The organism is Sphingomonas sp. NPDC092440 (assembly GCF_044754985.1).
GTDB lineage: Bacteria > Pseudomonadota > Alphaproteobacteria > Sphingomonadales > Sphingomonadaceae > Sphingomonas.
Genome location: NZ_JBIVQA010000001.1, coordinates 373052 through 398988 on the forward strand (window position 1 = coordinate 373052; position 25937 = coordinate 398988).

Here is a 25937-nt window from a genome sequence, read left to right on the forward strand (position 1 = left end):
ATGTCCGAGCGTTCGCGGCACATGGGCGCGCCGTCAAGCGATTCGGATGCAAATCCGCGTTCAGGCGGCGTCGTGGCGTGCCATCCACGCGCGCAGCAGGGCGAGATAGGCTTCGGGCCGATCGGACAGGATCGAGTGCGCCGATCCCATCACTTCCCTGAATGTCGCGCCGGGCACGCGCGCAGCGAACTTCGCCACCGTCTCCGGCCGCGCCTCGTCATATTCGCCGCAGACGAACAAGGTGCGCGGGCCGTCGAGCTTCGCGAGCAGGGGCTCGCCGTCATAGTCGCGGAGCGTGCCGGTCGAAACGAACTCGGCCTTGCCCCACATGCGCTGGTAGAGCGTGTCGCCGGCATCGCGCGGCGCCCGGGCGCGATAGGCGGCGATGCCGTCGGCGCGCTGCGAGCGGATGACGTGGCGGCGGTAGAAGTCCCAGGTCGCCGCCTCGCAGGCCTGGGCCGGCGGCGGCGCGGCGGTGTCGCACTTCTCCAGCGTGGCGCGCGTCTCGGCGGGCATCCGGGAGCGCAGGAGATTGGCGTCGGCGATCCAGCTCCTGGTGGATATCAGCGGCGACTGGACGATCAGGCTCGCCGTGCCCGGCCGCCGGCGCGCGCCATATTCGATCGCCAGCGTGCCGCCCCAGCTGCCGCCGCCGACGTGCCAGCGCGTGATGCCGAGCGCGTCGCGAATCCGGTCGATCTCGTCGACGAAGCGCGATACCCGCCAGTTCTTCGGATCGAGCGGCGCGTCCGAGCGGCCGCTGTCGAGCTGGTCCCACAGGATCACCGCGCGCTCGCTCGCCAGGGCGGTGAGGGGGAGCAGCCCCGAATGATCGCCGCCGGGGCCGCCATGCGCATAGATCAGCGGCGGGCGCGGGCCCTTGAGGTCGCCGTTCACCCGCACATAGACGCTGCCGCCCTCGACCGGGACCATCAGCTCCCGGTCGGGCTTGAACAGGATCTTGTCGCGCGGCCCGGCCCAGGCGGGGAGGGCCAGGGTGCCGGCGGCCATCCCGCCCAGAAAGGCGCGACGGCCGAGCCTCATGCGACGAGGCTGTCCAACACGTCGAAAAAGGCGGGATAGCTGGTCTGCACCGGCGCGATGTCGTCGATCGCGATGGGCGCGGCGGCGGCAAGGCCGGCGACGGTCATGCTCATCGCGATGCGGTGATCGAGCCTGGAGACGGCGTTGCCGCCGCCCGGGATCGGCGCGCCGCCCGTGCCGGTGATGGCAAGGCCGTCGTCGAATTCCTCGAGGACGACGCCATTGGCTTCGAGCGCCGCGCGCATCGTCGCGATCCGGTCCGATTCCTTGACGCGCAGCTCGTGCGCGCCGCGCGCGACCGTCCGCCCTTCGGCGACCGCGGCAGCGACGAACAGGACCGGATATTCGTCGATCATGCTGGGCGCGAGCTCGGGCGGCACTTCGATTGCCTTCAGCGGGGCATGGCGCACGCGCAGATCGGCGACCGGCTCGCCGCCCACCTCGCGCGGGTCCAGCGCCTCGATCGATGCCCCCATCATCCGCAATGCCTGGATCAGGCCGGTGCGGGTCGGGTTCATGCAGACATTGGCGATGGTGACGTCCGATCCCGGCACGATCGACGCGGCGACCATCCAGAAGCCGGCCGAGGAGGGGTCGCCGGGCACGACGATGTGCTGGGGCTTCAGTTCCGCCTCGCCGCGGATCGAGATGATCTTGCCCTCGGGGCCGTCCTCCACGGTCAGCTCGGCGCCGAAGCCGCGCAGCATGCGCTCGCTATGGTCGCGAGTCGGCACCGGCTCGATCACCCGGGTGATGCCCGGCGTGTTGAGCCCGGCGAGCAGCACCGCCGACTTCACCTGCGCCGAGGCCACCGGCAGCGTGTAGGTGATCGGCACGGCGGGGCTGATCCCCCTCAGCATCAGCGGCAGCGTCCGAGTCCCGTTGGCGCCCGGGCTGGCGGTGATCTCCGCGCCCATCTGGCCGAGCGGCTCGATCGCGCGGCCCATCGGGCGGCTGGAAAGCGAGGCGTCGCCGGTGAAGGTCACCGTGATCGGATGGCTGGCGACCAGGCCCATCAGCAGCCGGGTCGAGGTGCCCGAATTGCCCATGTCGAGCGCGGTCTCGGGCTGGAGCAACCCGCCGACGCCGACGCCGCTGACGGTCCATGCGCCATCGTCGCCGCGCGTGATCGTCGCGCCCATCGCGCGCATGGCGGCAGCGGTGGCGAGCACGTCCTCGCCCTCGAGCAGCCCCTCGATCCGGCTTTCGCCGACGGCGAGCGCCGAGAACATCAGCGAGCGATGGCTGATCGACTTGTCGCCGGGGACAGTGACGCGGCCCTTGAGGGGACCGCGGGCGGAGACGCTGAGCGGGCGGGGAGGAGAGGCGGACATGACGCGCGGCTTTGACAGCGCCCTTGCGGCATGGCAAGGCGCCTCCCACTTTCCGGGACCTGTTCCCGAAATCCAAGATTTGAAAGGCGAAGAGGCAACACATGGTGAAGCCCGAATGGGGCACGAAGCGCGCGTGCCCGAAGTGCGGAACGCGCTTCTACGATCTGACCAAGGACGAGCCGGTGACCTGCATCAGCTGCGGGTTCTCCTGGGATCCGGAGCCGATCCTGAAGTCCAAGCAGCCGCTGCCCTTCGAGGCAGTGAAGACCGAGAAGCCCGAGGCGGAGGATTCCGATCTGGGTGACGAGGATCTGGACATCGGCGACGACGACGAGGAGCCCTCGGCGGACGACGACGTCGATCTGGGCGGCGACGACGACCTGGGCGTCGAGACCGGCGGCGACGACGAAGAGCAATAATTCGGGGAAATCGGCAGGGACCGAAAAAAGGTCCTTGCCAGACCCGCGGAGCCCTTCTAGAGGGCCCGTCTTCCCGGGGTTTGGGGCCGTAGCTCAGCTGGGAGAGCGTCGCAATGGCATTGCGAAGGTCAGGGGTTCGATCCCCCTCGGCTCCACCATTCCCCCGATGAAAAGAGCCCGCAGAAATGCGGGCTCTTTTCGTTTCGGGATACCCCTGCCGGTGACGTGCGGGAGCGATTCGCGGGCCTTGCCGCCGCGCCGGCGCCGGGTGGCGGCTCAGGCCACCCGGCAGAGCTGATTCTGCTGCGTCCGGGCGAGCGCCTCGGCCAGGGCAGCGATCAGCGGGAGCGCTTGGCGGATCGCCTCCTCGTCGGTGCGGCCGAGCAGGCGCGACGTCTCGGCGAGACCGAGCATGATCGCGACGATTTCGCGGGCGCTGCGTTGCGGATCCCGGTGGAAATCGCGGGCGCGCCGCGCGCCGAGATAGCTGGCCAGGCTGGCGTTCAGCGGATCGAGGAGCTCGCGCGCAAAGGCGCTGCGAAGGTCCGGGCGATCATTGCCGTGGCGGACCAGCGCCAGATGGAGATCGGAGAAGCAGGGGCCGGCGAACAGCCCGAACAAGTCCCGCATGAACCGGGTCAGCCCGGCGTGCAGTTGCTGCTCGGCGGGCGGCGCGGCGGGCATCTGCGCCTTCAGCTGCCGCAGCGTCTGCTGGACCACGCCCAGGAACAGATCGTCCACATTGGCGAAGTGGTTGTAGATCGTCCGGCGCGTCAGCTGCGCCTCGCGCGCGATATGCTCGAAGGTGACGCCGGCAACGCCGTGGCGCGCGAACAGCGCGCGGCCGGCGTGCAGGATCGCGGCGCGATTGTCGCGCCGGCTGCGGGGCGCGGAAGTCTCCGGACGGATGTCCCCGACAATGAACATGGCTGCCCCCTTTCAATGCTGGCCGCGCCCATGCGCAATCGGGGCCGGCCATGCCGCATCGGCTGCGACGGAAGCCGTCCGCCTCGCGACGGGATTGCACGCCGGTGGGAAGAAAGGCGGCTGTGCGCCGGCGCCCGGTCGCGGCTAGGGTGCGGGATTGCTCCGGTCCGCCCCGGGAGATTGCATGCGGTTGCTCGCCACCTGGGAACTCGGGCTGGGATATGGCCATGTCGCCACCCTCGCGCCCGTCTGCCGCGCGTTGCGCGCAGGCGGGCATCATCTGGCATTGGCGGCGCGTACCCCGCAGACCGCGCTTCGGCTCGAGCGCGACGCCTTCGATCTGGTGGTGCAGAGCCCGCGCTTCGCCGGCCCGGTGCCCCGGCGGGAGACGCTGACCTATGGCCAGGTGCTCGCGGCGGGCGGGCTGACCGATGCGGCCGGCGCGATCCCCCTGGTCCGGCAATGGCTGGATGTCCTCGAGCGCCTGGAGCCGGGCGCGCTGCTGGTGGAGCATGCCCCCATGTCCCTGCTGGCGGCGCATGTCGCCGGGCTTCCCGCGCACAGGCTCGGCCCGACCTTCGTGGCGCCCCGCGCGCGCGACGCGGGCGCGAGCCTGCAGCCCTGGGCCGGGCACGCCGCCGCCGAACTGGCCGCGGCACGGCAACCCGCGGACCAGGCGGTACGGGAGATTTGCCGCCATTTCGGCGCGCCCGCGCTCGCCGGGCTCGGCGAGCTGCTCGCGGGGGCGCCGCTCCATTCGCTCGCCTGGGCCGAGCTCGACCATCATGGGCCCGACAGGGCGAGCCTCTATTACGGCCCCCTGATCGGCATCGCAGCGGACGCCCATCCCGAATGGCCCGGGGGGAAGGGGCCGCGCACGCTCGTCTACCTGCCGTTCGACCGGGGCGGCAGCGCGGTGGTGGCGCAGGCGCTCGGCGGATTGGGCTGGCCGGTGCTCTGGCATTCGGCGAGCCCGCCCGGCGGGGCATTGCCGCCCAATATCCGGTACAGCGCCGCGCCCATCGATCTCGCCGCGGCGGGGCCGGGGGCGGCGCTCTATGTCGGCCGCGGCGGCTATGGCGCGTCGGCGAGCATGCTCGCCGCGGGCGTGCCGCAGCTGCTCCTGCCCGATACGCTGGAATCGCTGCTGCTCACCTATCGGCTGCGCCTCGCCGGCGTCGCGCGGTCCCAGGCCGTGTCCGCCGGCGCCGATGTCGTGCGGGAGGCGCTGCGCCGCGCCGCCGGCGACGATCGCATGCGCCAGCAGGCCGCCCAAGTGTCGGCGCGCCATGGCAATCATTCGGCGAGCGCGATGACCGGGCTGCTGGTCCAGAACATCCTGGCGGGAATACCCGGCTGAAAACTGCACAGTGGCGTGAAGTTGCATTCCGCTGTGCAATTAAAGGGTTGGCACTCCTTTTCGAACATCGGCATCTGCCCTTGCTGTTCACGCTGGCGCGCACATCCGGGCCGGCACTTCCGGCATTGGAGCAGCATCATGGCGCGTACCGCGTTCCCGACCCGTATTTCGATTCTTCCTCGCGCCAAGGGCCGTGCGGCGCTGTTCGTGAGCGCGGCGACGCTGGCCATCGCCCTTTCCTCGACGGCGGCGCGCGCGCAATGCGCGGGCGAAGGCGCGCAGGTCGTCTGCACGGGCACGTCGGCGCCTTTCGTCATGGCCGTGGCCGAGGGCACGGTCACCGTGCGGCCCGGCGCGACCGTCGGCAGCCAGGCGATCGAAGGTCCGGCGCTGCGCTTCGACGTCGGCGGCAAGCTGATCGTCGATGGCGGGGTCTTCTCCCAGGGCCCCGCGGTCCTGCTCGCCGACACGGCGAATCTCGACGTGAAGATCGGCAGGTCGGGCACGCTTTCGGGCAGCAACGCCTTGCGCCAGGGCGACGATGCCGGCGGTTTCATCACGCTCGACAATAGCGGCCTGGTGCGCGGTACCGACGGCCCGGCCGTGCGCGCCCGTTCGGCCGCGCTGGAGCTGCGCAACCGTGGCACCGGCCGCATCGAAGGCGGCGTCGACGTCCATGAGGCCCAGGGCGCGAATGCCGGCACGATCGAGGGCGGCGATGTTTCGGCGATCCGTGCCCAATATCTCGATATCGAGAATCGCGGCACCATCGCGAACAACTCGGCCGCCGAAGCGGCCATCGCCGTCGACCAGGGCGATATCCGCAATCATGGCCTGATCGAGGCGCGCGGCGCCGCGCCGGCGATCTCGGCCCTGTACCTCGAGCTCCAGAACAAGGCCGGGGGTGTGATCCGCAGCGCCGGCGACACAGCCATTCGAGTCACCGGGCGAGCGGAGATTGAGAATGCCGGCCAGATCGGCGGCAGCCTCGCGCTCGGCCAATATGGCGATCGCTTCTACCAGCGTATCGGCGGCAGCGTGACGGGGAACATCGTGCTGGGCGACGGCGACGACCAGTTCTGGCGCGAGGGCAATGGGACCGGCCTTGCCGGCATGCCCGGCGGCACGCTCGACGGCGGCGCGGGCATCGACACCTATGGCATCCGCATGACCGGCTCGGGGACGATCGCCTTCGGCCAGCTGCCGACGGGCTTCGAGCGCTATGGGCTCGACCTGTGCGGCTGCAACCTCGACGTGACCATCGCGGCCGAGAACCTGACCGGCGCCCTCGACGTGTCCGGCCCCGGAACCGTCACCAACCTGGCCAACCTCACCTATACCGGATCGGACGCCGGCCTCACCATCACGGCGTACAACGACTTCAACAACGGGGCGCCGCTGACCTTCGTCAATCGCGGCACGCTGAACTTCACCGGCATATCGACCCCCGAGAACGACGCCCCGACCGCGCTGATCGACGCCAATGACTACCGCACCAGCTTCGTCAACGACACGGGCGCGACGATCAATCTCTCCGGAGAGGCGTTCTCCGGCATCCGCACGAGAGGCGGCGGGTCCGCCGAGAACGCATATGGCTTCACCAATCGCGGATCGATCCATGCCGAGGGATCGGTGTCGACTGCGGTGAGCGTGGCCGGTTCGGGCTATAACAGCGGCACGATCTCGAACACGTCCGAGAACAGCGCCGCCGTGAGCCTGGACAGCCTGTACGGCAATTTCCTGAACGACACCGGCGGCGTGATCCGCGGCGATCGGGCGGTGGTCCTCTATTATGACTCGAGCCTGACGAACCGCGGCTCGATCGTCGGGACCGGCGGGCACGCCGCGGTTTCCGCCTATGGCACGCAATATTACAACTCGCCCCGGCTGATCAACGAAGGCGAGATCCGCGCGGGCACGGGCGCCGCCGTCGAGCTGTACACCGAGGCTCCCTCCGGCGCGCAGGTCGCGAACAAGGGCGTGATCGTGGGCGACGTCGTGCTGAGCGGCTCGGGCAAGGACATGGTGTGGCTGGCCGAGGGCAGTTCGGTGCAGGGCAATGTCTCGACCGGAGCCGGCGACGACAAGCTGGTCGTCGACCTGAAGCGGCTTGGCCAGAACGGCAGCGTCGATACCGGCGGGCTGGTGACCGGAACGCTCGACATGGGCGCCGGCGCCAACGTGCTGCAGGCCCGTGCCGGCGAGACGCAGACCTTCTCGGTGCTCCAGGGCAAGGCCACCGGCTTCTCCGGCGGCACGATCTACGAGGCGGCGGGGGCCGGCACGGTGCTGACGCTGAAAGGACCGGCCGACGGCACCGGCGGCCATTACAGCTATAGCGGCCTGCTGCGCGTGGCCGGTGACGGTCGCGTCGTGCTCGACATGGGCTTCAACAATGGCGGCTATGATCGTCCGTCGATCATCGTCGAGAAGGACTCGACGAGCAGCGTGTTCGGTGAGGGCGGGCAGGGGCTCGACCTGGTGATTGCCGGCGCCGTCAACGGCGGCACCGCGGGCATCGCGGTCGACGCGACCTATGCCCGCCGCGTCGAGCTGTTCGCGCAGAGCGGCTATATCGGCATCACCGGCGGCACCGCGCTCAAGACCGGGGCCGGCACCGAAGTGTTGATCTCGGCGAGCACCAACCTGCGCAAGCTGGGCAGCGCCTATGGCGTGCTGCTCGAGGCCGATGGCAGCACGATCATGAACCGCGCCTCGATCTGGGAAGATTCGAAGGACGCCTCGGCGGGCAATTTCGGGCTCGGCGTGGACCTCCGCAACGGCATGTTCACCAACGACCGCGGCAATCTGGGCGTCGGCCGGGTCACCATGCAGGGCACCGGCATCCGGATGGAGAATTCGGTGGTCCATAACAGCGGCGACATCACCAGCGCCCATGGCAATGCGATCGAGACCACGGGCTACGGCGTCAATCGCATCGTCAACTATGCGGCCGGCCTGATCCAGGGCCACAAGACGGACAATGCCGCCGGCACCCCGGGCGCCGCGATCGTCGGCGGCAATGCCGATGACATTGTCGAGAATGCCGGCACCATCACCGGCCATGTGCTGCTCGGCAACGGCAATGATCTCTACCTCGCGACCGGCGGCAAGGTCACCGGCAATCTCGACATGGGCAATGGCGACGACACGGTGCTCACCCGCAACGGCGCGGCGCTCGACGTGAGCGGCACCGTGACCGGCGGGGCGGGCATCGACGCCTATGGCCGGTCCTTCACCAGCAGCGGGACCTTCGATCTCGCCACCAACGTGATCCCCACGGACTTCGAGCTGCACGGCGTCGAGGCGAGCGGCGCGCAGACCGAAGTGACGATCACTTCCGCGGCGACGCAGACCAGGGGCCTGCGCGCGCTGGGCGACGGCAAGGTGATCAACAACGCCAATTTCGACATCGCCGACGACACGCTGAACGCCGCGATCGAAGTCACCGATCCGCGCTACGACGCCCAGCTCGACCTGGTGAACAACGGCACGATCACCAGCGCGGTTCGGGGAGTCTATGCCACCGCCACGCTGTCGAGCTTCACCAACACCGGCACGATCACCGCGCGGCAGAACGGCCTGAGGGTCTATCGCGACTATGGCATCGGTGCCTTCACCCTCAACAACAGCGGCAGGATTACCTCGACCGAGGGAGACGGCGCCCAGGTCGAAAGCTATGGCAGCGACGCGAACGGCCGCAGCATCGATGTGACGAACAGCGGCCAGATCACGGCGTCGGCCGATGGCGGCAATGGCATGCGGCTCCTTGGCGAAGGGGGGCTGGTCAAGCTCGCCAACACCGGCACGATCAGCGCGGCGAACCTTCAAAGCGCCGGGGCGCAGGTCTTGGGCCAGGCGTTCGATGTGACCAATGGCGGCACGATCGAGTCCACCGGCCGGGGCGGCACCGGCCTGCTGCTCACTGCGCTCGGCGGCGCGTTCGGCGAGGATTGCCCCGACGAGCAGCAGCCGGTGCTGGTCGGCAAGCTGGTCAATAGCGGCCGGATCGCGGCCAATGGCGGCGGCAGCAGCAGCGGTTCGTCGGCGGCCATCGCCACCGGGGTCTTCGCGGCCCTGCTCGGCGACCATGGCATCGTCGGCATGACGAATGCGGCAGGCGGGACGATCGAGGCCACCGGCGGCGTGTCGACGGCGCTGATGGTCACGGGCCTCGACGACGAGGGCTATGGCAGCACCGGCGTCGATGCGGCGCTGCGGCTGTTCGAGCTCGACAATCTCGGCATGATCCGCGGCGGGGCGGACACGGTCCTGCAGGGCGACAGCAACTTCGACGCGGGCGGAATGGATCTCCATGCCCCGGGTGACGACACGACCCAGACCTATGTGATCGCCGGCGGCATCCAGACGATCAATACCACCGACAAGATCCGCAACCTCGCCGGCGGCACGATCATCGGCAATGTCGACCTGGGCGCCGGCGACGACGTCTTCGAGAATTACGGCACGCTCCAGGGCGACCTGCGCCTCGGCGACGGCAACGACACTTTCGTCTATGCCGCCGCGGGCATCTTCACCGGCACGGCCTATGGCGGCGAGGGCACCGACACGCTGCTCGTCGACGTGACCGGCGGCGGCACGGTCAATTTCGATCAGTTCCGCGGCTTCGAGACGCTGGGCCAGCGCGGCACCGGCTCGATCACGATCCGCGGCACCGCCGATCTCGACACGCTGAACATGGCGGGTTCGAACGTGACGGTGGCGGCCGGCACGCGCTTCCAGACCCAGGGCGCGACTGCGCTGGCCGGCTCGGACGCGGCGGAATCGGTCACCGTCTCGGGCGCGATCGGCGGCGGCCTCGCCATGGGCGGCGGCAACGATACCGTGACGCTCAACGCCGGCGGCGTGGTCGAGGGCAATATCGACCTGGGCGCGGGCAATGATCGCCTCGTGCTTGCCGGCGGCACCGTCACCGGCCTGATCGACGGGGGCGAGGGCATCGACACGGTGGCCTTCGAGATCACGCAGGACACCAGCGACCTGCCCAACGTCGTCAACTTCGAATCGCTCGACGTCTCGGGCAATGCCCGGCTGACGATCGGCATGAACCAGGACTTCGACACGGTGACGCTGCGCAACGGCGCCGACCTGACGGTCAATCCGGGCATGGGCGATCATCACATCGGCAACATCATCGGCGACGACAGCGCGCAATCGGTGATCCTCAATACCGCGCTCACCGGCGGCGTATCGCTGGGCGGCGGCGACGATACGCTCACCATGATCCTGAACGGCACGCTCTCTGGCATGCTCGACGGGGGCGCGGGGAACGACGTGCTCAACCTCAACCTGACGGGCGATTCGCGGATCGCCGGCGGGATCACCAGCTTCGAGACGATCAATGTGGCCGGCGGCGCGTCGCTCACGCTGGGCGGCACCATCGCGGCCGACCAGACGCTCAACTTCGACGAGCATGACAACCAGCTGATCGTCGATGGCGGCTCGATCCTCGGCACGGTCAATGGCGGTGCCGGGCATGACGCGCTCGTGTTCAACACGCTCGCCGATCAGACCGCGACGCTCGCCACCGCCAGGATCCTCAATTTCGAGGACATCCTGGCGCGGGGTGCCGGCAACCTCGCGATCAGCGGCAATGGCAGCTACCAGACCATCTCGGTGGAGCAGGGCGATCTGACCATCGCCGCGGGCAGCGCGATCTCCGCGGAGCAGATCAGCTTCGGCGTAGCGAACAATGTCCTCACGCTTTCCAGCCGCGCGACCCTGAGCGGCGCGATCGACGGCGGCGACGGCATCGATCGCCTGGTGCTCAATCAGGCCGTCAATACCGTCCGCCAGCTGAGCAGCGTCAACGCCACCGGCTTCGAGCAGCTCGAATCGGGCGACGCCGGCGAGCTGATCGTCGATCGCGACGCGCAGTTCGACACGGTCGACCTGTTCGGCGCCAGGCTGACGGTCGCGGCGGGCTCCACGCTCACCACGCCGGCGCTCACGGGCAATGACGGGGCCAACAACCTCAACGTGCAGGGCACGCTGGCGGGCAATGTCGCGCTGGGCGCGGGCGACGACCGCCTGACGCTCGGCCGCGCCAACGCGATCACCGGCACCGCCAGCGGCGGCACGGGCTATGACACGCTCGAGTTCAACACCCAGGGCACCTATGCCGCGCCGACCGCGTGGAACGGCCAGGGCTTCACCGAATTCGAGGCGTTCAACGTTGCCGGCGGCGTGGTGTCGCTGACGGGGAACATCAGCTACGACACCGTCTCGGTCACCGGCGGCCGCCTGATCGGCCAGGCCGGCACCACCATCACCTCGGCCAAGACCATCGTGGTCAGCCACGGCGCGACCTTCGGCACCGCGGGCACGGTGAACGCCAACATCGAAGTGCGCGGGACGCTGTCGCCGGGCGCTTCGCCGGGGACCATGACGGTCAACGGCAACGTGCTGTTCACCAACGGCTCGAACCTGCTGCTCGAAATGGCGCCGACCGGCAGCGACCGCCTGAACATCTCGGGCACGATGAACATCCAGCCGGGCGCCACGCTGGACATCACGGGCATTCTCCAGTCCACGCCGGGCGGCGCGCTCGATCTCGTCGTGGCACAGGGCGGCATCACCGGCGGCTTCACCACGATCAACAAGTCGGAAACGGTGTTCGGCTTCGTCGCGACGCGGGGGAACCGTATCCAGCTGGTCGGCGAATTCCAAAATGACGCCGCCTTCGGCGCCAATGTGCGCGATTCGATCCGCTACGCCAATGCGGTGCTGGGCGGCGGCCAGATGGTGCAGGCCTTCACCACCGCCCTGCCGGCGCTGGTCGAAACCAACGGCGCCTCGCGTGCCGCCGGCTTCGCCCAGCTCAGCGCCGAAGCCTATGCGGCGGCGGACCAGGCGAGCATCGAGAACGGCCTGGCCGTGGTCGATGCGATGCGCACGCTGGAGAATGGCGGGAAGGGCCATGTCGGCTTCTACGGCTTCGCCCAGGGCCTGTATCAGGAGGGCGCGCTCCAGGGGAATGCCGGCACCGGCGCGCACGACCTGCGCAGCGACAGCCGCGGCCTGCTCGGCGGGTTCGGCTGGGGCTTCTCGGAAACGGCCCGGGTGAATGCCTTTGCCGGCACGCTCTCGACCAGCCAGACGGTGGAGGGCCTGGGCGCCACCACCAGGCTGGAGGGCATGCAGGTCGGCGTCTCGGCCAGTGCCGAGCTCGGCGGCCTCGCGCTGCGCGGCCTGGTCGCCTATGACCTGTCGCGGGCCAAGACCCGTCGCGCCGTGCCGGGCGCGACCGCCACTTCGCGCTACGGCCTGGGCGGCTTCGTCGCCGATGTGTCGGCGGGCTATCAGGTGGCGCTGGGCTCGGCCCGCATCACGCCGCGCGTCGGCCTCACCTATGTCGAGGGCGGTCGCAACCACCTGACCGAGGGCGGTTCGGGCTTCGCGCTGGAAGTGGCCCGGAACACCGGCAACGCGCTGTTCGGCGATGCCGCGCTGGGAGTCAGCTTCGACCTCGGCGGAATCACCCCCTGGGCCGAGGCGGGCATCCGCCACCAGTTCAGCGGCGACAACGGCCGGGCCAGCGCCTCCTATGCCGCGGCGAACGCGGGCGGCCTGATGTCGGCGCTGGCGGCCGAGCGCGGCGATACCATGGCGCATCTCGCGCTGGGCGTGGCCGCGCCCGTGTCGAAGGGCGTCCGGCTGAACCTGAGCTACTCGGGCGAATATGGTTCGGGCGTCGGCAACAAGTTCGGAGATGTCACCCGGCACAGCGTGAATGCCGGCCTCTCGATCGCGTTCTGATCGCGCCGGCTTGTCCTTCCATCGTCATCCCGGCCAGGGGGCGGGGATGACGATGGCAACCGGATATCCGTCCGGGTCTTCGACCCGGCGTTCGAGCCCATCAAAGCCTTCTCCCGTTTCCGATTTCAGAAGGGACATTTGCCCGGTGCCTATCCTCTCCAGGCCGTTTCTCGCCTCCGCCCGGCCGCGCATCGGCTGGATATGCTCGATCCTGGCCAGCGCGCTGCTGCTGGCCGATGCGCTGGTCATGCTGCTGGCACCGGGCGTGCTGGCCGCCCCCCAGGAGCATATCGGCTATCCGCCAGGGCAGCTTCCCTATCTGGCGGGCATCCTAATCCTCGGCGTTTGCGGGTTCCTTACCCGCAGGTTCGCGGCGATGGGCTGCGCCTTGCTGACGGCCTTTCTCGGCGGCGCGATCGCCAGCCATGCGCGCATCGGGGAAGCGTTTTCCGTGCCGGTGCTGATCTGCGGCCTGCTCGGCGTGCTGCTATGGGTGGGCTGGCTGATGCGCGAGGCGGCGACGGAGATACCCGGCGCCGCTTCCTAGGCTGAGGGCCCAAACAAGTATTTGATTTCAGACGTCATTCCGGCCTTGAGCCGGGATCCCGCTTCTTTCTCCCTCCGTAGGGTAGCAGGACTCCGGCTCAAGGCTGGGGCGACGAAAGCAGAAGATACGGCCTCAACCTAGCGGGCGATCGGCTTCCCGCCGGATCCCTGCGGATTCGCCTCCCAACGATCGCATCTCTCGACCATCCTTTCCCGGCCCTTGCGCCGAAGCCCCCGAAATGGTGCGACAAAGCCGGGCGGCTCGACTTTTCCTTTACGGGATGGGCAAGGGCTTGCGTCTTAGGGGTCGGGAGGATCTTGCATGCCAGATGCCGCCAGGCACCCGGGGCTGGATGAAGTCGTCGCGCAATATCGGGTGCCGCTGCTGCGCTTCTTCCAGCGCAGGGTCGAGCATTTCGAGGATGCCGACGATCTGGTGCAGGACGTTTTCAGCCGGCTGGCGGCCCAGGATCTCGCCGCCATCGCCAATGTCCAGGGCTATGTCTTCCAGGTCGCCGCCAACGTCCTGCGCGACAGGGCGCGCCGCGCGAGCGTGCGCAGCATCATGAGCCCGGCGCCCGAGGGCTTCGACGTCGAGGACGAGGCAGGCTTCTCTCCCGAACGCATCCTGCAGAGCCGCGAGGCGCTGCAGATCATGATCGCCGCCCTGTACGAGCTGCCCGAAATCGTGCGCGTGGTGTTCAGCCAATATCATTTCGACGGCGTTGCGCAGGTGGAGATCGCGCGCCGCACGGGCCTGTCGCTCAGCACCGTCGAGAAGCACATGGCCAGGGCGAACGGGCACCTGCTCCACCGCCTCCGGAAAGCCCGATGAGCACCTCCCTCGACAAGGTGGAGGAAGCGGCGGCGACCTGGGACGCGCGCCTGCGCGGCGCCACGGCGACGTCCAGCGACCGCCAGGCCTTTCAGGCATGGCTGCAGGAGGATCCGCTGCACCGGATCACGCATGAACGGTTGCAGGTGGCGCTCGCCGAGCTGCGGACCCATGCGCGGCTGCCCGAGCTCAGCGCGCTGCGGGACGAGGCGCGCAACGGCGTCGACGCGATCCGGCGCCGCCGCCTTGCATCGATCCTTGCGGTAGCGGCCGCGGTCTTCCTGGTGGTGATGGTGGCCATCGGCGCCCAGACCGAGCGCGGCGCGGAGATCGTGGCGCAGCTCCAGGGCGGTTCGGTCTATGTGACCTCGCCGAACGAGCGGACCAAGGTGACGCTCGCAGACGGTTCGGTGGTGACGCTGGATTCGGGCACGCGGCTTTCGGTGCTGCTCGGCGCGTCGCGGCGCGACGTCACGCTGCTGGCCGGGCGGGCTTTGTTCCAGGTCGCCAAGGACCCGCGGCGGCCCTTCGTCGTTAAGGCGGGGGAGCGGACGATCACCGCGCTCGGCACCGTGTTCGACGTCGATCTCTCGAAGGGCGAGTTGCGGGTGACCCTGGCCGAGGGCAGCGTCGCGGTCCGGCCGGTGCAGTTCCGCCGCGGCTCCACCCAGCAGATATTGCAGCCCAGGCAGCAGCTGGTGGCGGCTGCCGGGGACGCGCTCCCCAAGCTGCGCACCGTCGACACCGAGCGCGCGATGAGCTGGGCGGAGGGGCAGGTCTTCTTCGAGAACGAGCCGCTCGCCAGCGCGGTCGAGGAAATGAACGAATATTCGAGCCGGAAGATCGTCGTCGATCCCACGGTGGCGGACCTGCGGATCAACGGCATGTTCCGGACGAGCAACCAGGCCGGCTTCCTCGAGGCGCTGCAAGTGACGCTTCCCGTCGAGGTGCGCCACGACGGCGAGGGTCGAATATACGTCTCGAAACGGCCTGGACCGATGGCCGAATGATCAAGGGGGAAACCATGCGCTACTCGTCTCTCGCTCTCGCCGCCATCCTGCTGCCGGCCACTGCGGCCGCGCAGGACAAGCCCGATCCGGCCCGGCTCAAGGCCGATGTCGAGAAGCTGGTGAGCTTCGGCACGCGGCACACCTTGTCCTCGCCCGACGATCCCAAGCGCGGGATCGGCGCCGCCCGCCGCTGGTTCGGCGAGGAGATGAAGAAGACCGCCGCCCGCTGCGGCGGCTGCATCCAGGTCTCCACGATCGAGCGGGTGTTCACCAACGAGCGCGCGCCGGCCGGCGTCAACGTCGTCGACGTCCTCGCCGTCCAGCCGGGCAGCGATCCCAGCCGCGTGGTGATCGTGCAGGGCCATATCGACAGCCGCGTCAGCGACGTGATGGACATCACGCGCGACGCCCCGGGCGCCAATGACGACGCGTCCGGCGTGGCGCTGGTGCTCGAGACGGCACGGCTGCTTTCGCGGAAGAAGTTCAAGGCGACGATCGTCTATGCCGCGCTCTCGGGCGAGGAGCAGGGGCTGCTGGGCGGCACGCTGCTCGCGGAGACCGCGAAGGAGCGGGGCTGGAACGTCACGGCGGTGCTCAACAACGACATCGTCGGCAATACCATGGGCCAGAACGGCACGCGGGTGGCGGACCGGGTGCGGGTCTTTTCCGAGGGGATTCGCGCGTCGGAGGACCTGGCCGGGCAGATGGCGCGCCGCGTCAATGGCGGCGAGGACGACGGCCCCAGCCGCGCCCTGGCCAAGGCGATCGACCAGGTCGCGCAGGGGATACCGGGCGGGCTCGACGTGTTCGTCGATCGCCGCAACGACCGGTTCGGCCGCGGCGGCGACCATGAGCCGTTCCTCAAGCTGGGCTATCCGGCGGTGCGCTTCTCGGTGGGCATCGAGAATTACAACCAGCAGCACCAGGATCTGCGCACCGAGGGCGGCATCGAATATGGCGACACCGTCGACAAGATGGACTTCCCCTATCTCGCCAAGGTGACGGCGATCAACGCCGCGACGATCGCGCGGCTCGCCGCGGCGCCGGCGGCGCCCGCGCAGGTCAGCCTTAACGGCGCGCTCGGGATGAACACCACCGTGACCTGGGCCCCGGTGCCCGATGCGGCCGGCTATCGCGTCCGCTGGCGGCGCAACGACAAGCAGGACTGGACCGAGCAGCGCGACGTGCCCGCCTCGGCTGGCGAGACGGTGCTGAAGGACGTGATCGTGGACGATGTGTTCATCGGCGTCTCCGCCCTGTCGGCGGACGGCGCGGAGAGCCTCGTCACCTTTGGCGGCCGCGCCCCTCGTCGCGCGCCGCGCTGAGGGAAGCTTCCGCCGAAATCGGGAACCCGTGCGGACAGGTCCGCACGGGTTATTTATCGCGCTCAGGAAACCGCCATCCCGGCTCGAACCGGGATGGCGGCGGGTACTTCAGAACTTGAACCGGAAGCCCATGCGATAGCTGCGGCCGATCATGTCATAGGGCGCCGAGGTGCCGAACGAAGTGCCGCTGCTGGGGATCGGTTCGGGCGCGCGGTCGAACAGATTCTCCACCACGCCGAACAGGGTGACCTTGCGGCTGCCGAGCTTGATGTCGACATTCTGGGCAAGCTCGAAATACCAGACCGGATCGACATGGTTCAGCGCGTCGGGAATGCCCGTCCGGCTCGCCTCCGGCTGGTTGGTGATCCGGCCGGGCCCCAGATAGCGCGTCGTCAAAGTGGTGCGGCTCGGGCCGACGGCATAGGTGGCGGTCATCAGGCCGCGCCATTTCAGGCTGCTGAACGTGCCCAATATGGGCGGCGCGGCATCGCCGGGCAGGTTGGTCTCGTCCTTCAGCCGCTGCGAGACCAGCAGCCGCAGGTTGATCGATCCCGGCAGCTTCGCGGAGATGTCGCTGAGGTTGGCACGATAGCTCGCCTCATAGTCGATGCCCTCCACCGCGACGTTCTGCGCGTTGATGCCGCTGGTATAGATGGTGGCGTTCACCAGGTTGGTCGCGCCCGGCGCCAGCACGATCGAGCCGCAGGCCGCCGGGTTCACCGGACGGTTGAAGCCGTAGCACATGTCGATGATCTGCTGGGCGCCGACCGCGGTGATCGCGTTCTTGATGTCGATCTTGTACCAGTCGACCGAGAAGCTGAAGCCGCGCAGCCAGTGCGGCGTGTAGACGCCGCCGGCGGTCCAGGTGTCGGCGATTTCCGGCGTCAGGTTGGGATTGCCGCCGCTCAGCGTGGTGTTCGGCACCTGGGGGCTGCCCGGCTGGGTCCGGTCCAGATAGGCGTTCACGAACTGGCTGGCGGGTGCGAACAGGTCGTTGAGGTTCGGCGCTCGGATGTCGCGCGAGCGGGTGCCGCGCAGCCGCAGGCCGTCGACGACTTCCCAGCTCAGCCCCGCCTTCCAGGTCGTCACCGGGCCGCTCGTCGAATAGTCGGTCCGCCGGATCGCGCCGTTCAGCTCCAGGCTCTTCGCGATGGCCGAATCCTTCAGCAGCGGCACCAGGACCTCGCCGAAGAACTCCTTCACATTATAGCCGTTGCTGCCGCCCTTGAAGTTGCCGACGTTCCACAGCGACTGGAGCGAATAGCTGTCGGCCGTCGAGACGAAGGACTCCTTGCGATATTCGAAGCCCGCCGCGATCGAGACCGGCCCCGCCCAGGTCGAGAACGGATTATATTGCGCGTCGATCGACCAGACGTCCTGATAGAAGTCCAGGTCCTGGCGGGTCCGCAGCCCGTCGGCATAACCGGTTACCCAGGCGATCGAGGCGGCGCCGAGCGATCCCTCGCCGAACAGGTTCATCGGCACGCAGCCATTGCCGGGATTGGCGAGCGTCGAGCGGCAGATCGGCGTGCCCGCCGCCACTCCGGCCACGCCGCCCGCGGCCGGATTGGCGATCACATCGATCGCCTGGTTGAACCGGCTGAGGATGATGTTGTTGTCGCGAGTGTACCACACCTTGCTGTGGCCGCGCTGGTAATAGGCGCGCCACTTGCCGCTGGTCAGGAAGCTGCCCTCCAGCGCGAGCAGGACGCGATCCTGGCGGCGATTATAGCCCGCCTCGCCGATATGCGAGCCCGGCGTGTTGATCATGTCGTAGAACAGGCGGTTCATCTGGAACGACGTGACCTGCGCCGAGTCCATCGCCTGCCGCGTCGCCAGGGGGATGAAGGGATTGTCCCGCGCGACGGTGATCGCCGTGGTCCCCTGGCGGTTGTAGACGGCCGACCAGTTGATCGTGTCGTTGCCGGCATAGCTTGCCTCGACGATCGCGTTGATGGCGTCGGTGAGTTCGTAGCTGAGGCGGCCGTAGAGGCTCCAATGCTTGTCGTCGGGCATCAGCGCGCCGCGGATGGGCATGGATTCCACCGTGCCCCCGGCCTGGACCTGGCCCTGCTGGATCGGCCCGAACACGAAGGTGCCGACCGTGCCGCCCGGGCCGAAGGACATGCCCTTCAGCGGGCCCGTGGCGATCACGCCGCCCGGCGTGCTGTTATAGCCGGCATCGGTGCGCACGATCTGGCCGGGTTCGCCATTGGTCGCCGTCCATGCCGGATTGTTCATCAGGCGCAGGCCCGGCTGATACCAGTCGCGGACATGGTGGTAGAAGTCGATCCGGTCGCCCTTGTAATAATTGCCGCTCAGCAGGACATGGCCGCGCCCGCCCGCGAACCTGGCACCCCAGGCGAGGTCACCGGTCACGACCCGACCGTCGGCATAGTCGGTCTGGCTGAAGTTGAAGCCGCCCTTCAGCCCGGTGAACTTCGTGTCGAGGATGAAGTTCACCACGCCCGCCACCGCGTCGGAGCCATAGGCGGCCGAAGCGCCGCCGGTCACCACGTCGACGCGCTGCACCAGGTTCTGCGGCAGCATGTTGATGTCCACCGCGGGAGACATGCCGGAGCCGACGACGCGGCGGCCGTCGAGCAGGGTCAGCGTGCGGGTGACGCCCAGGTCGCGGGCGCTCAGCTGGTTCGCGCCGCCGGTGGCATTGGCGAACAGGGTGGTCGTGCGCGGCGTGTTGCCGGTTCCCATCGCGGGAAGCTGGCTGACATAGTCGGCGATGTTGGTCGGGTTGCGTTCCGAGATGTCCTCGGCGCTCAGCACCGTGGTCGGCGTCGGGGCGTCATTGCCGTTGCGGACGATGCGCGAGCCGGTGACGATCAGCTCGGCGCCTTCCGAAGCTGCTTCCTGCTGGGCGGACGGCGTCTGGTCGGCGGCACGGTCCTGGCCGCGCGCCGGGGCGGGCGGGGTTTCGAAGCTCGCCGTCTGGCGGCGTGCTTCCTCGGGCCGCGCGATCCTGCGCAAGGTGAGGACGCTTCCGCCCTCGACGCTCAGGCCGGTCCCCTCGAGCAGGGCACGCAGTGCGTCGCGCGGCGCCAGGCTGCCATGAATGCCCCTGGTCCGCTTGCCCGCCACCATCGCGCTGGAGAAGATGATCTCCTGGTTCGCCTGCCGGGCAAAGGCGTTCAGCGCGCTGCCCAGGTCTCCGGCGGCAATGTTGAAGCTGCGGGCCTGCTGCGCCGCCGCGGCCGGAGCGACGGATAAACACAAGGCCGCCGCCATCGCGGAGCAAGAGCCATGGATCGAGAACACCCCCCGGTTTCGCATATTGTCCCTCCCTGCCGCGCTGATTGCGGTGTCATTCCGTGAGACGCAGGGAGGGGCCGATCCCGCCGAAAAAATGTAACATGGGGCCGGCGCGGGATGGGTGGGGCCTGGGTGAGGGCATTGGCCCTGGGTTAGGACTCATACCCCCTCCTTCGTCACCCCGGCCTAGCGCCGGGCCCCGCTGTCTCGCCAGCGCAAGAAGAAGCGGGATCCCGGCGCAAGGCCGAGGTGACGGTGGAAAATCAAATACTTGCTTAGGTTCTCAACCTAGGCCTTGAGGCCCTTGGCCATGTTGAGATGCGCAGTGACGGTCGGGATCAGCTTGGTCGCGAAATCGCGCAGCTGCTGCGGCACGTCCTTGTTGCCGACAGTCGCCTTTACCGCATCGAGCGTTTTCCGATGCGCGTCGACCTGGGCAGCGGCATAGGCCTTGTCGAACTCCGCGCCCTTGAGCGGCTTGAGCGCATCCAGCACCTGCTGCTGGGCTGCGGTCAGCGCCGGATCGGGGGTGATGGCGGGCATGGCCGCGCTCGCCGCCGTCTTGAGCTTGGCAGTCGATTCGGTGTGCGCCTTGATCATCGCATCGGCGAATTTCTTGATCGCCGCGGATTGCGACTGGCCCTGGGCGAGCTTCGATGTCTCGATCTCGAACGCGTCGCTCGCCGCGGCGGCGTTCGCAAAGGCCTGGCCGGCGGACGCGGCGGCGGGCGCCATGTCCATCCCGTTCGACATCATCGAACCATCGGTGTTGGTGGTGACGGTGGTCGTGTCGGTCTTGGTGGTTTCGGTCTTCGAACCACAGCCTGCGAGTGCGAGCCCGGCGGCCCCCAGCATCATCCAGCGAAGAACCTGCATCCTTACCTCCTGTTCGGGCTCCTGGTGCGGAACCATGGCGTGAACGCCTGCCGCTATTGCCCGTTCCGCCCGAACCCTTTTGGCGGAGCGTGCGTTTGGAGCGGGAGCGCAGGGCGCTTCATCGCATGGGACGGGAGGATTGAATGAGCATTTTCGGCAGCATCATGGGCAAGATCTTCGGCCACAAGGCGGACGCACCCGCACCCGCGCCCGAGCCCGCGCCCGCGGAAGCGGAGGCCGCTCCGGCTGCGGCACCGGCTCCCGCCGCGGACGCGACGCCGGTCGATGTCGGAGCCGTCCTGTCCGAGATGGCGAGCATGCAGGGCGGCGGCGGCAACTACCAGACTTCGATCGTCGATCTGCTCAAGCTGCTCGATCTCGATTCCAGCCTCGATGCGCGCAAGCAGCTCGCCGACGAGCTGGACGTGCATGCCGGCGAGCCCGGCACCGCCGAGCAGAACATCGCATTGCACCAGGCGGTCATGGCGAAGCTCGCCGAGAATGGCGGCGTGGTTCCCGACAGCTTGCGCGGGGGCTGAGCCCGGCCGGCCTGCGGGCCGGAGCCAATCGGCAAATCGTCATCCCCGCGAAAGCGGGGATGACGAAATGAGGGTTCCCGATCCTGGCGGCAGGTTCAGGCGGCGATCGCCTCGCCGACGAAGCGGAAGAAGGCGCGGCTTTCGGGCCGGCGCGCCGCGTCCCATTCCGGATGCCATTGCACGGCGAGCACTGGCGCGCCGGCGGGGCGAGCCGAGAATGCTTCCACCAGGCCGTCGCCCGCGGCATGGGCTTCGGGCGCAAGGCCGTCGCCGAGGCGCTCGATTCCCTGCCGGTGCACCGAGTTCACGCGGATGCGCCGCTCGCCCGTAATGGCGGCGAGGAGGCCTTCGGGGCGCAGGTCCACGTCGTGGTCATGGTCGAACAGCGCTTCATAGGGCAGATGTTCGCCCTCACGGTGGTGCGCGGCGAGATCGTCGGTCAGCGTGCCGCCGAACAGCACGTTGAGCTCCTGCAGGCCGCGGCAAATGCCGAACACCGGGCGGCCCGCATCGATCATGCGGCCGGCCAGCGCAATCGCCACTTCGTCGCGCTCCTCGTCCAGCGGGCCTTGGGCAGGGCCGTCACTGCCATAGCGGCGCGGCGCGATGTTCGAGCGCGAACCGGTGAGCAGCAGGCCGTCGAGCCGCGCGGCGAGTGAGGCCGCGTCGAACCCGCCGGCAATGGCGGGCACCAGCAGCACGGTGGCGCCGGATATCTCGGCCAGCGGGCGGATGAACCGCGTCGCGACTGCCTGGATCGGCCGGTCGGCAATCTTGTTGCAGCAAAGGACGCCGATCAGCGGGCTCATGCGCCGTGCTCCGCCAGCCGCTCGGACAGCGCGGCGCGTGCGGCGGGGGCGAGCCGGATCGCCTCGGGCTGTGCCACCACGCTTTCGGGCGGTACGTCGTCGAGCAGCCACACATTGCCGCCGATTACGCTGCCGCGCCCGATCGTCACCCGGCCCAGGATGGTGGCGCCGGCATAGATGGTGACGTCGTCCTCGACGATCGGATGGCGCGCGTGCCGGTTGCGCGGACCGGTGGGCGCCAGGCCGAGCGGGCTGCGCGCGCCCAGGGTGACGTGCTGGTAGAGGCGCACGCCCCGTCCGATGATCGCGGTCTCGCCGATCACCACGCCGGTGCCGTGGTCGATGAAGAAGCTGGGGCCGATCGTCGCCCCGGGATGGATGTCGATGCCGGTGCGCGCATTGGCCAGCTCCGAGATCACGCGCGCGACGATGACGGCCCCCAGCGTGTGGAGCTGGTGCGCGATCCGGTGGTGGAGGATGGCGAGCGCGCCCGGATAGCTGATCAGGATCTCATCGGCGCTGCGCGCGGCCGGATCGCCGACAAAGGCGGCCTCGACATCGGCATCGACCAGCGCGCGAATGTCCGCGAGCGTCGCGGTGAAGAGGCGGACGATGGCGTCGGGCTGATCGGGCTCGAAGAGCTGGTCGGACTCGGCTTGCCAATAATCGAGCTCGTTCGCCACTTCCTCGCGCAGCAGCGTGAGGGCGCTGCCCAGCTGCTCCGCGACGAAATCGTCCTCGCGTGCCAGGCCACCGCGAAAGCCGCCCAGCCGGGCGGGGAAAAGCGCCGCCGAGAGATGCTCGACGACCCGCGCCAGGCCGAAGGGGGAAGGGAAGCGAGTCACGCTCCCGCGGCTCGGCTGCCGCGTCCGCCACGCCGATCGCGCGGCGTTGAGCGCCGAGACGGTGCCCGCGATCTCGGTCGCGAAGGTGGAGGCGGTTGGGGCGGAGGCGGTTGGGGCGGGGCTGGGCGGTGTCGAACGCATGAAAGCTGCCTCGTGGTGCGTGCGGTCAACATCCCCTAATCCGATGGGACTTTCAGCAAAGGAAATATTGGCCCGCGCGAAACCCCCGGGGCCGTGGGTCAGGCGGGCTGGGTGCGGGCGCCTTCGATCGGGAGCAGCAGGGTGAAGCGGGTCCCCTCGGCCGTCGACTCCAGCGCGACCTTGCCGCCGATCACTTCGGCGCGGCGGGCCTGATTGCCAAGCCCGCGGCCCTGCGCCGCCATGGTCGCGTCGAAGCCCCGGCCATTGTCCTCCACGCCCACGCAGACCTGGCCGTCGCGCACGCCGGTGGTGACCGTGATCTCGCTGGCGGCAGCGTGCTTGATCACGTTGGTGAAGGCCTCCTGCAGGATGCGCAGGATGTGGAGCGAATGGCGCTGGTCGAGCCAGGCGAGCGGCGGCACGTCGCGCACGTCCCAGCGCAGGCGGATGCCCGTCGCCTCCAGCCGCGGCTGGAGGCGGAAGCGCAGGGTGCCGAGCAGCAGCAGGAGGTCGGTCTCCACCGGCTCCATCGAATCGATGGTGAGCTTCAGGTCGTCGATGCAGCCCTTGAGCAGCTGGGCGATGTCCGCCTCGTCGATATGGCCGTGCTCGACCATGCGCAGCGTGCTCACCAGCGACGAGCCGAGCCCGTCGTGCATGTCCTGCATCAGGCGCTGGCGTTCCTGGAAGAGCACTTCGCGCCGCTCGATCTCGCGCAGCTTCTGGTGGCTGGCGTTGAGCTCCGCCTCGCGCTCGGCCAGCCGGCTGGCGAGCACCAGGTTGGATTCGGCCACCGCGTGCATCGCCCGGATGTAGCGGCTCAGCATGATCTGGCAGAAGGCGATGATCAGCGCGATCTGCGCGTAGAAGGAGACGAACAGGCTTTCGATGTCGATGATGTTGTTCTGCAGCAGCATGTCGCGCCCGCCCAGGATGAACGAGAGCAGGCCGCAGATCGCCAGCCCGATACCCTCCATGGTGCCCGCCCGGCGGCTCCAGATGATGTGCACGATGAAGGTGAAGGTGCCCATGCTCACCATGGTGATGTACATCAGCGGGGAGACGATGGTGGCGTCGGCCGTGCCTTCGAACAGCGGCAGGGTGATTCCGCCGAAGCCCAGGCACATGACGGTGATGGCCGCGGTCAGCCAGCGTGCATGATGGTGGTGCAGCGCGGTGAGGAAGAGATGGGCGATCAGGACGGTCCAGCCCACCGAATTGACCGTGATCCAGCCGAACCATGCGTCCGAGATGGGCAGGCGATCCGCGCCCATATAGGCGTGCATCACCCGCAGGAACGTCGCGACGGTCATCAGCGCATAGAGGAGGTAGAGCGTCTCGCGCCGAGACCGCAGCCAGACGAGAAAGGCGAACGCGCCCGTCGCGAGGAACATCGCCGAGCTGATATAGGGCAGCTCGGCCTGGAAGAAGGCGCGGGTGTAGTAAGCTGCGGCGAGCTGGCGATAGTCGCCGATCCACAGCGTCGAAAGCGCGCCGCCGATGCCGCGGACGTGGCGGATGCGGATCAGCAGATCCTTGGGCGGGGCGCTTTCGGCGGCTTCCTCAAGCGGGATCCACAGCGGCCGGTTCGAACCGTTCCACTGGAGATTGGCGTGCGTCTGGTAGAAAAGCCGCCCGTCGACATAGATGGCCAGCTCGCCATCCGTCTTCCAGCGCGGGATGTAGAGATAGGCGCCGCTCGGCGCAGACTGCGCGGAGCCGAGCGTGAAATGATACCAGGTCGTCTGGGTAGGCAGCAGCCCGGCGTCGCCGGCGCCCGGCAGCATGCGCGGCCGGAGCGCATGGGGCAGGGCGACGTCCTGCCACCGGCCCGGCAGCGCGCGCCAGTCGGCGGTGCGCGACGGTGGGGGATAGCCCTGGGTATATTGGACCAGCAGCTGCGCGCGGGTCAGGTGAATGCCCTGCGGCCGGGATCCGAGATAAAGGGCGATGAGGACCAGCGTCGCCAGCCCCGCATAGACGAGGAAGGTCCGCAGCGACCTAGAGAATACCATGGTTGCGGGCCTCGAAGATCGCTTCCGCCTTCGAGGTGACCTCGAGCTTCTGGTAGATTCGCCGGACGAAGGTCATCACCGTGTTGCGCGAGACCAGCATCAGCTCGGCGATCTCGTCATAACTGAAGCCCTTGGTGATCAGCTCGAGCGCCTCGCGTTCGCGCGGCGAGAGCGGGGAAGCGATCGGAGTCGCCGTCGCCAGCGCGGCAGCGGTGGGGACCTGGGGCGCGGGCTCGGCCGGGCGGAAGCGCAGCAGGATCTGACGGGCGATGCGCGGGCTGATCGGGCTGCCTCCGGCATGGAGGGCGCGGATCTCGTCCGCGATCTTCTCGGCCGAGCTGTCCTTCAGCAGATAGCCCGCCGCCCCCGCCTCGATCGAGGCGATCACGTGCTTCTCGTCGGCGAAGGTGGTGCTCACCATGATCCCGCAGTCGGGCCAGCTGGCATGGGCGGCGCGGATCACGTCGATCCCCGATCCGTCGGGCAGGCCGAGATCGACCACCAGCACGTCGAGCGGATCGCCGGTCAGCATCTTGCGCGCCTGGGCGACATTGTGCGCCATGCCGATCAGCTGCATGTCGGTCGAGCTGCGCACCGCCGCGGCGAAGCTGTTCTGGAAGGCGATGTCGTCCTCCACCAGCGCGACCTTGAGCAGTGGCGGTGCGGCATCGGGCATCGGGACATCCTGGAGCGGCCCGCTTCCCGGGGCGTGGCCGTGGCGGCGATCGGATGGGCGCGCGGCGGCGCCCGGTTTTCGCGCTCTTACCATTCGAACCGCCCCGGGCTTGTCCCTAGAAATAGCGACATACGCAATATTTCATGCTCGTTACAATTTGTTCCGGAGCCCTGCCCCGGTTAATGTCGCA

At 68.7% G+C, this 25937-nt stretch carries 17 protein-coding genes and 1 tRNA gene; 9 read left to right on the plus strand and 9 right to left on the minus strand.

Translation table 11 applies throughout. The annotated features are described in order from the left end of the window. Positions 1 to 60 precede the first annotated feature (60 nt). Entirely contained in the window at positions 61 to 1044 is a 984-nt protein-coding gene (locus ACIQCS_RS01960; protein WP_345850708.1) for a proline iminopeptidase-family hydrolase, read from the minus strand. Next, complete coding sequence (aroA, locus tag ACIQCS_RS01965) at positions 1041 to 2378, minus strand: 3-phosphoshikimate 1-carboxyvinyltransferase (protein WP_345850709.1); 1338 nt, start codon at positions 2376 to 2378, stop codon at positions 1041 to 1043. The genes ACIQCS_RS01960 and aroA overlap by 4 nt, the downstream gene beginning before the upstream one ends. Before the next feature lie 101 nt (positions 2379 to 2479). On the opposite strand from aroA, the gene ACIQCS_RS01970 reads away from it, so the two are divergent. Together ACIQCS_RS01970 and ACIQCS_RS01975 are read left to right on the plus strand one after the other, a co-directional pair. Then, positions 2480 to 2797 carry a TIGR02300 family protein gene (locus tag ACIQCS_RS01970; protein WP_280281437.1) on the plus strand — a complete coding sequence of 106 codons (318 nt, stop codon included), beginning with the start codon at positions 2480 to 2482 and terminating at the stop codon, positions 2795 to 2797. A gap of 82 nt (positions 2798 to 2879) precedes the next feature. Then, positions 2880 to 2955 (plus strand) — tRNA-Ala (locus ACIQCS_RS01975). Between the two features lie 118 nt (positions 2956 to 3073). On the opposite strand, the gene ACIQCS_RS01980 is transcribed toward ACIQCS_RS01975, so the two are convergent. Continuing rightward, positions 3074 to 3724 (minus strand): TetR/AcrR family transcriptional regulator, encoded by a 651-nt coding sequence (locus tag ACIQCS_RS01980; RefSeq protein WP_345850710.1) that lies wholly within the window; start codon positions 3722 to 3724, stop codon positions 3074 to 3076. A gap of 184 nt (positions 3725 to 3908) precedes the next feature. Between ACIQCS_RS01980 and ACIQCS_RS01985 the strand changes: the two genes are divergently transcribed. The 6 genes from ACIQCS_RS01985 (at position 3909) to ACIQCS_RS02010 (ending at position 16579) form a co-directional block, all read left to right on the plus strand. Beyond that, positions 3909 to 5084, plus strand: coding sequence for a nucleotide disphospho-sugar-binding domain-containing protein (locus tag ACIQCS_RS01985; RefSeq protein WP_345850711.1), 1176 nt, complete (start codon positions 3909 to 3911; stop codon positions 5082 to 5084). A gap of 138 nt (positions 5085 to 5222) precedes the next feature. Next, positions 5223 to 12863: a hypothetical protein gene (locus ACIQCS_RS01990; RefSeq protein WP_345850712.1), complete on the plus strand. Its 7641-nt coding sequence runs from the start codon at positions 5223 to 5225 to the stop codon at positions 12861 to 12863. Between the two features lie 145 nt (positions 12864 to 13008). Continuing rightward, positions 13009 to 13410, plus strand: coding sequence for a DoxX family protein (locus ACIQCS_RS01995; protein ID WP_345850713.1), 402 nt, complete (start codon positions 13009 to 13011; stop codon positions 13408 to 13410). A 321-nt stretch (positions 13411 to 13731) separates the two neighbouring features. Continuing rightward, a complete protein-coding gene (locus tag ACIQCS_RS02000; RefSeq protein ID WP_345850714.1) occupies positions 13732 to 14244 on the plus strand; it encodes an RNA polymerase sigma factor in 513 nt (170 codons plus the stop codon). Further along, the gene (locus ACIQCS_RS02005) at positions 14241 to 15254 is read left to right on the plus strand and encodes a FecR domain-containing protein (RefSeq protein ID WP_345850715.1); all 1014 of its coding nucleotides are present in this window, start codon (positions 14241 to 14243) and stop codon (positions 15252 to 15254) included. Before ACIQCS_RS02000 ends, ACIQCS_RS02005 begins: the two co-directional genes overlap by 4 nt. Before the next feature lie 14 nt (positions 15255 to 15268). Beyond that, positions 15269 to 16579, plus strand: coding sequence for a M20/M25/M40 family metallo-hydrolase (locus ACIQCS_RS02010; RefSeq protein WP_345850716.1), 1311 nt, complete (start codon positions 15269 to 15271; stop codon positions 16577 to 16579). A 108-nt stretch (positions 16580 to 16687) separates the two neighbouring features. Here ACIQCS_RS02010 and ACIQCS_RS02015 read toward each other — a convergent pair whose 3' ends face one another. Both ACIQCS_RS02015 and ACIQCS_RS02020 read right to left on the minus strand, forming a co-directional pair. Further along, on the minus strand, positions 16688 to 19810 hold the full coding sequence (locus tag ACIQCS_RS02015; protein ID WP_345850717.1) for a TonB-dependent receptor: 3123 nt from the start codon (positions 19808 to 19810) through the stop codon (positions 16688 to 16690). A 324-nt stretch (positions 19811 to 20134) separates the two neighbouring features. Continuing rightward, positions 20135 to 20722, minus strand: coding sequence for a DUF4142 domain-containing protein (locus tag ACIQCS_RS02020; protein WP_345850718.1), 588 nt, complete (start codon positions 20720 to 20722; stop codon positions 20135 to 20137). 143 nt (positions 20723 to 20865) lie between these two features. On the opposite strand from ACIQCS_RS02020, the gene ACIQCS_RS02025 reads away from it, so the two are divergent. Next, positions 20866 to 21261 carry a DUF3597 domain-containing protein gene (locus tag ACIQCS_RS02025; RefSeq protein WP_345850719.1) on the plus strand — a complete coding sequence of 132 codons (396 nt, stop codon included), beginning with the start codon at positions 20866 to 20868 and terminating at the stop codon, positions 21259 to 21261. A 95-nt stretch (positions 21262 to 21356) separates the two neighbouring features. On the opposite strand, the gene ACIQCS_RS02030 is transcribed toward ACIQCS_RS02025, so the two are convergent. The 4 genes from ACIQCS_RS02030 to ACIQCS_RS02045 all read right to left on the minus strand — a co-directional run bounded on the left by ACIQCS_RS02030 (position 21357) and on the right by ACIQCS_RS02045 (position 25747). Next, positions 21357 to 22070 (minus strand): gamma-glutamyl-gamma-aminobutyrate hydrolase family protein, encoded by a 714-nt coding sequence (locus ACIQCS_RS02030; RefSeq protein WP_345850720.1) that lies wholly within the window; start codon positions 22068 to 22070, stop codon positions 21357 to 21359. Further along, entirely contained in the window at positions 22067 to 23056 is a 990-nt protein-coding gene (epsC, locus tag ACIQCS_RS02035) for a serine O-acetyltransferase EpsC (RefSeq protein WP_345850721.1), read from the minus strand. Before epsC ends, ACIQCS_RS02030 begins: the two co-directional genes overlap by 4 nt. A gap of 98 nt (positions 23057 to 23154) precedes the next feature. After that, positions 23155 to 25071, minus strand: a complete 1917-nt coding sequence (locus ACIQCS_RS02040) for a sensor histidine kinase (protein ID WP_345850722.1) — start codon at positions 25069 to 25071, stop codon at positions 23155 to 23157. After that, the gene (locus tag ACIQCS_RS02045; RefSeq protein WP_345850723.1) at positions 25058 to 25747 is read right to left on the minus strand and encodes a response regulator transcription factor; all 690 of its coding nucleotides are present in this window, start codon (positions 25745 to 25747) and stop codon (positions 25058 to 25060) included. Before ACIQCS_RS02045 ends, ACIQCS_RS02040 begins: the two co-directional genes overlap by 14 nt. Positions 25748 to 25937 lie beyond the last annotated feature (190 nt).

Bases quoted from the DNA above. Each gene is read 5' to 3' on its own strand.
- ACIQCS_RS01960 (WP_345850708.1), bottom strand. From the start codon at position 1,044: ATGAGGCTCGGCCGTCGCGCCTTTCTGGGCGGGATGGCCGCCGGCACC.
- aroA (WP_345850709.1), bottom strand. From the start codon at position 2,378: ATGTCCGCCTCTCCTCCCCGCCCGCTCAGCGTCTCCGCCCGCGGTCCC.
- ACIQCS_RS01970 (WP_280281437.1), top strand. From the start codon at position 2,480: ATGGTGAAGCCCGAATGGGGCACGAAGCGCGCGTGCCCGAAGTGCGGA.
- ACIQCS_RS01980 (WP_345850710.1), bottom strand. From the start codon at position 3,724: ATGTTCATTGTCGGGGACATCCGTCCGGAGACTTCCGCGCCCCGCAGC.
- ACIQCS_RS01985 (WP_345850711.1), top strand. From the start codon at position 3,909: ATGCGGTTGCTCGCCACCTGGGAACTCGGGCTGGGATATGGCCATGTC.
- ACIQCS_RS01990 (WP_345850712.1), top strand. From the start codon at position 5,223: ATGGCGCGTACCGCGTTCCCGACCCGTATTTCGATTCTTCCTCGCGCC.
- ACIQCS_RS02000 (WP_345850714.1), top strand. From the start codon at position 13,732: ATGCCAGATGCCGCCAGGCACCCGGGGCTGGATGAAGTCGTCGCGCAA.
- ACIQCS_RS02005 (WP_345850715.1), top strand. From the start codon at position 14,241: ATGAGCACCTCCCTCGACAAGGTGGAGGAAGCGGCGGCGACCTGGGAC.
- ACIQCS_RS02010 (WP_345850716.1), top strand. From the start codon at position 15,269: ATGCGCTACTCGTCTCTCGCTCTCGCCGCCATCCTGCTGCCGGCCACT.
- ACIQCS_RS02020 (WP_345850718.1), bottom strand. From the start codon at position 20,722: ATGCAGGTTCTTCGCTGGATGATGCTGGGGGCCGCCGGGCTCGCACTC.
- ACIQCS_RS02025 (WP_345850719.1), top strand. From the start codon at position 20,866: ATGAGCATTTTCGGCAGCATCATGGGCAAGATCTTCGGCCACAAGGCG.
- ACIQCS_RS02030 (WP_345850720.1), bottom strand. From the start codon at position 22,070: ATGAGCCCGCTGATCGGCGTCCTTTGCTGCAACAAGATTGCCGACCGG.
- epsC (WP_345850721.1), bottom strand. From the start codon at position 23,056: ATGCGTTCGACACCGCCCAGCCCCGCCCCAACCGCCTCCGCCCCAACC.
- ACIQCS_RS02040 (WP_345850722.1), bottom strand. From the start codon at position 25,071: ATGGTATTCTCTAGGTCGCTGCGGACCTTCCTCGTCTATGCGGGGCTG.
- ACIQCS_RS02045 (WP_345850723.1), bottom strand. From the start codon at position 25,747: ATGCCCGATGCCGCACCGCCACTGCTCAAGGTCGCGCTGGTGGAGGAC.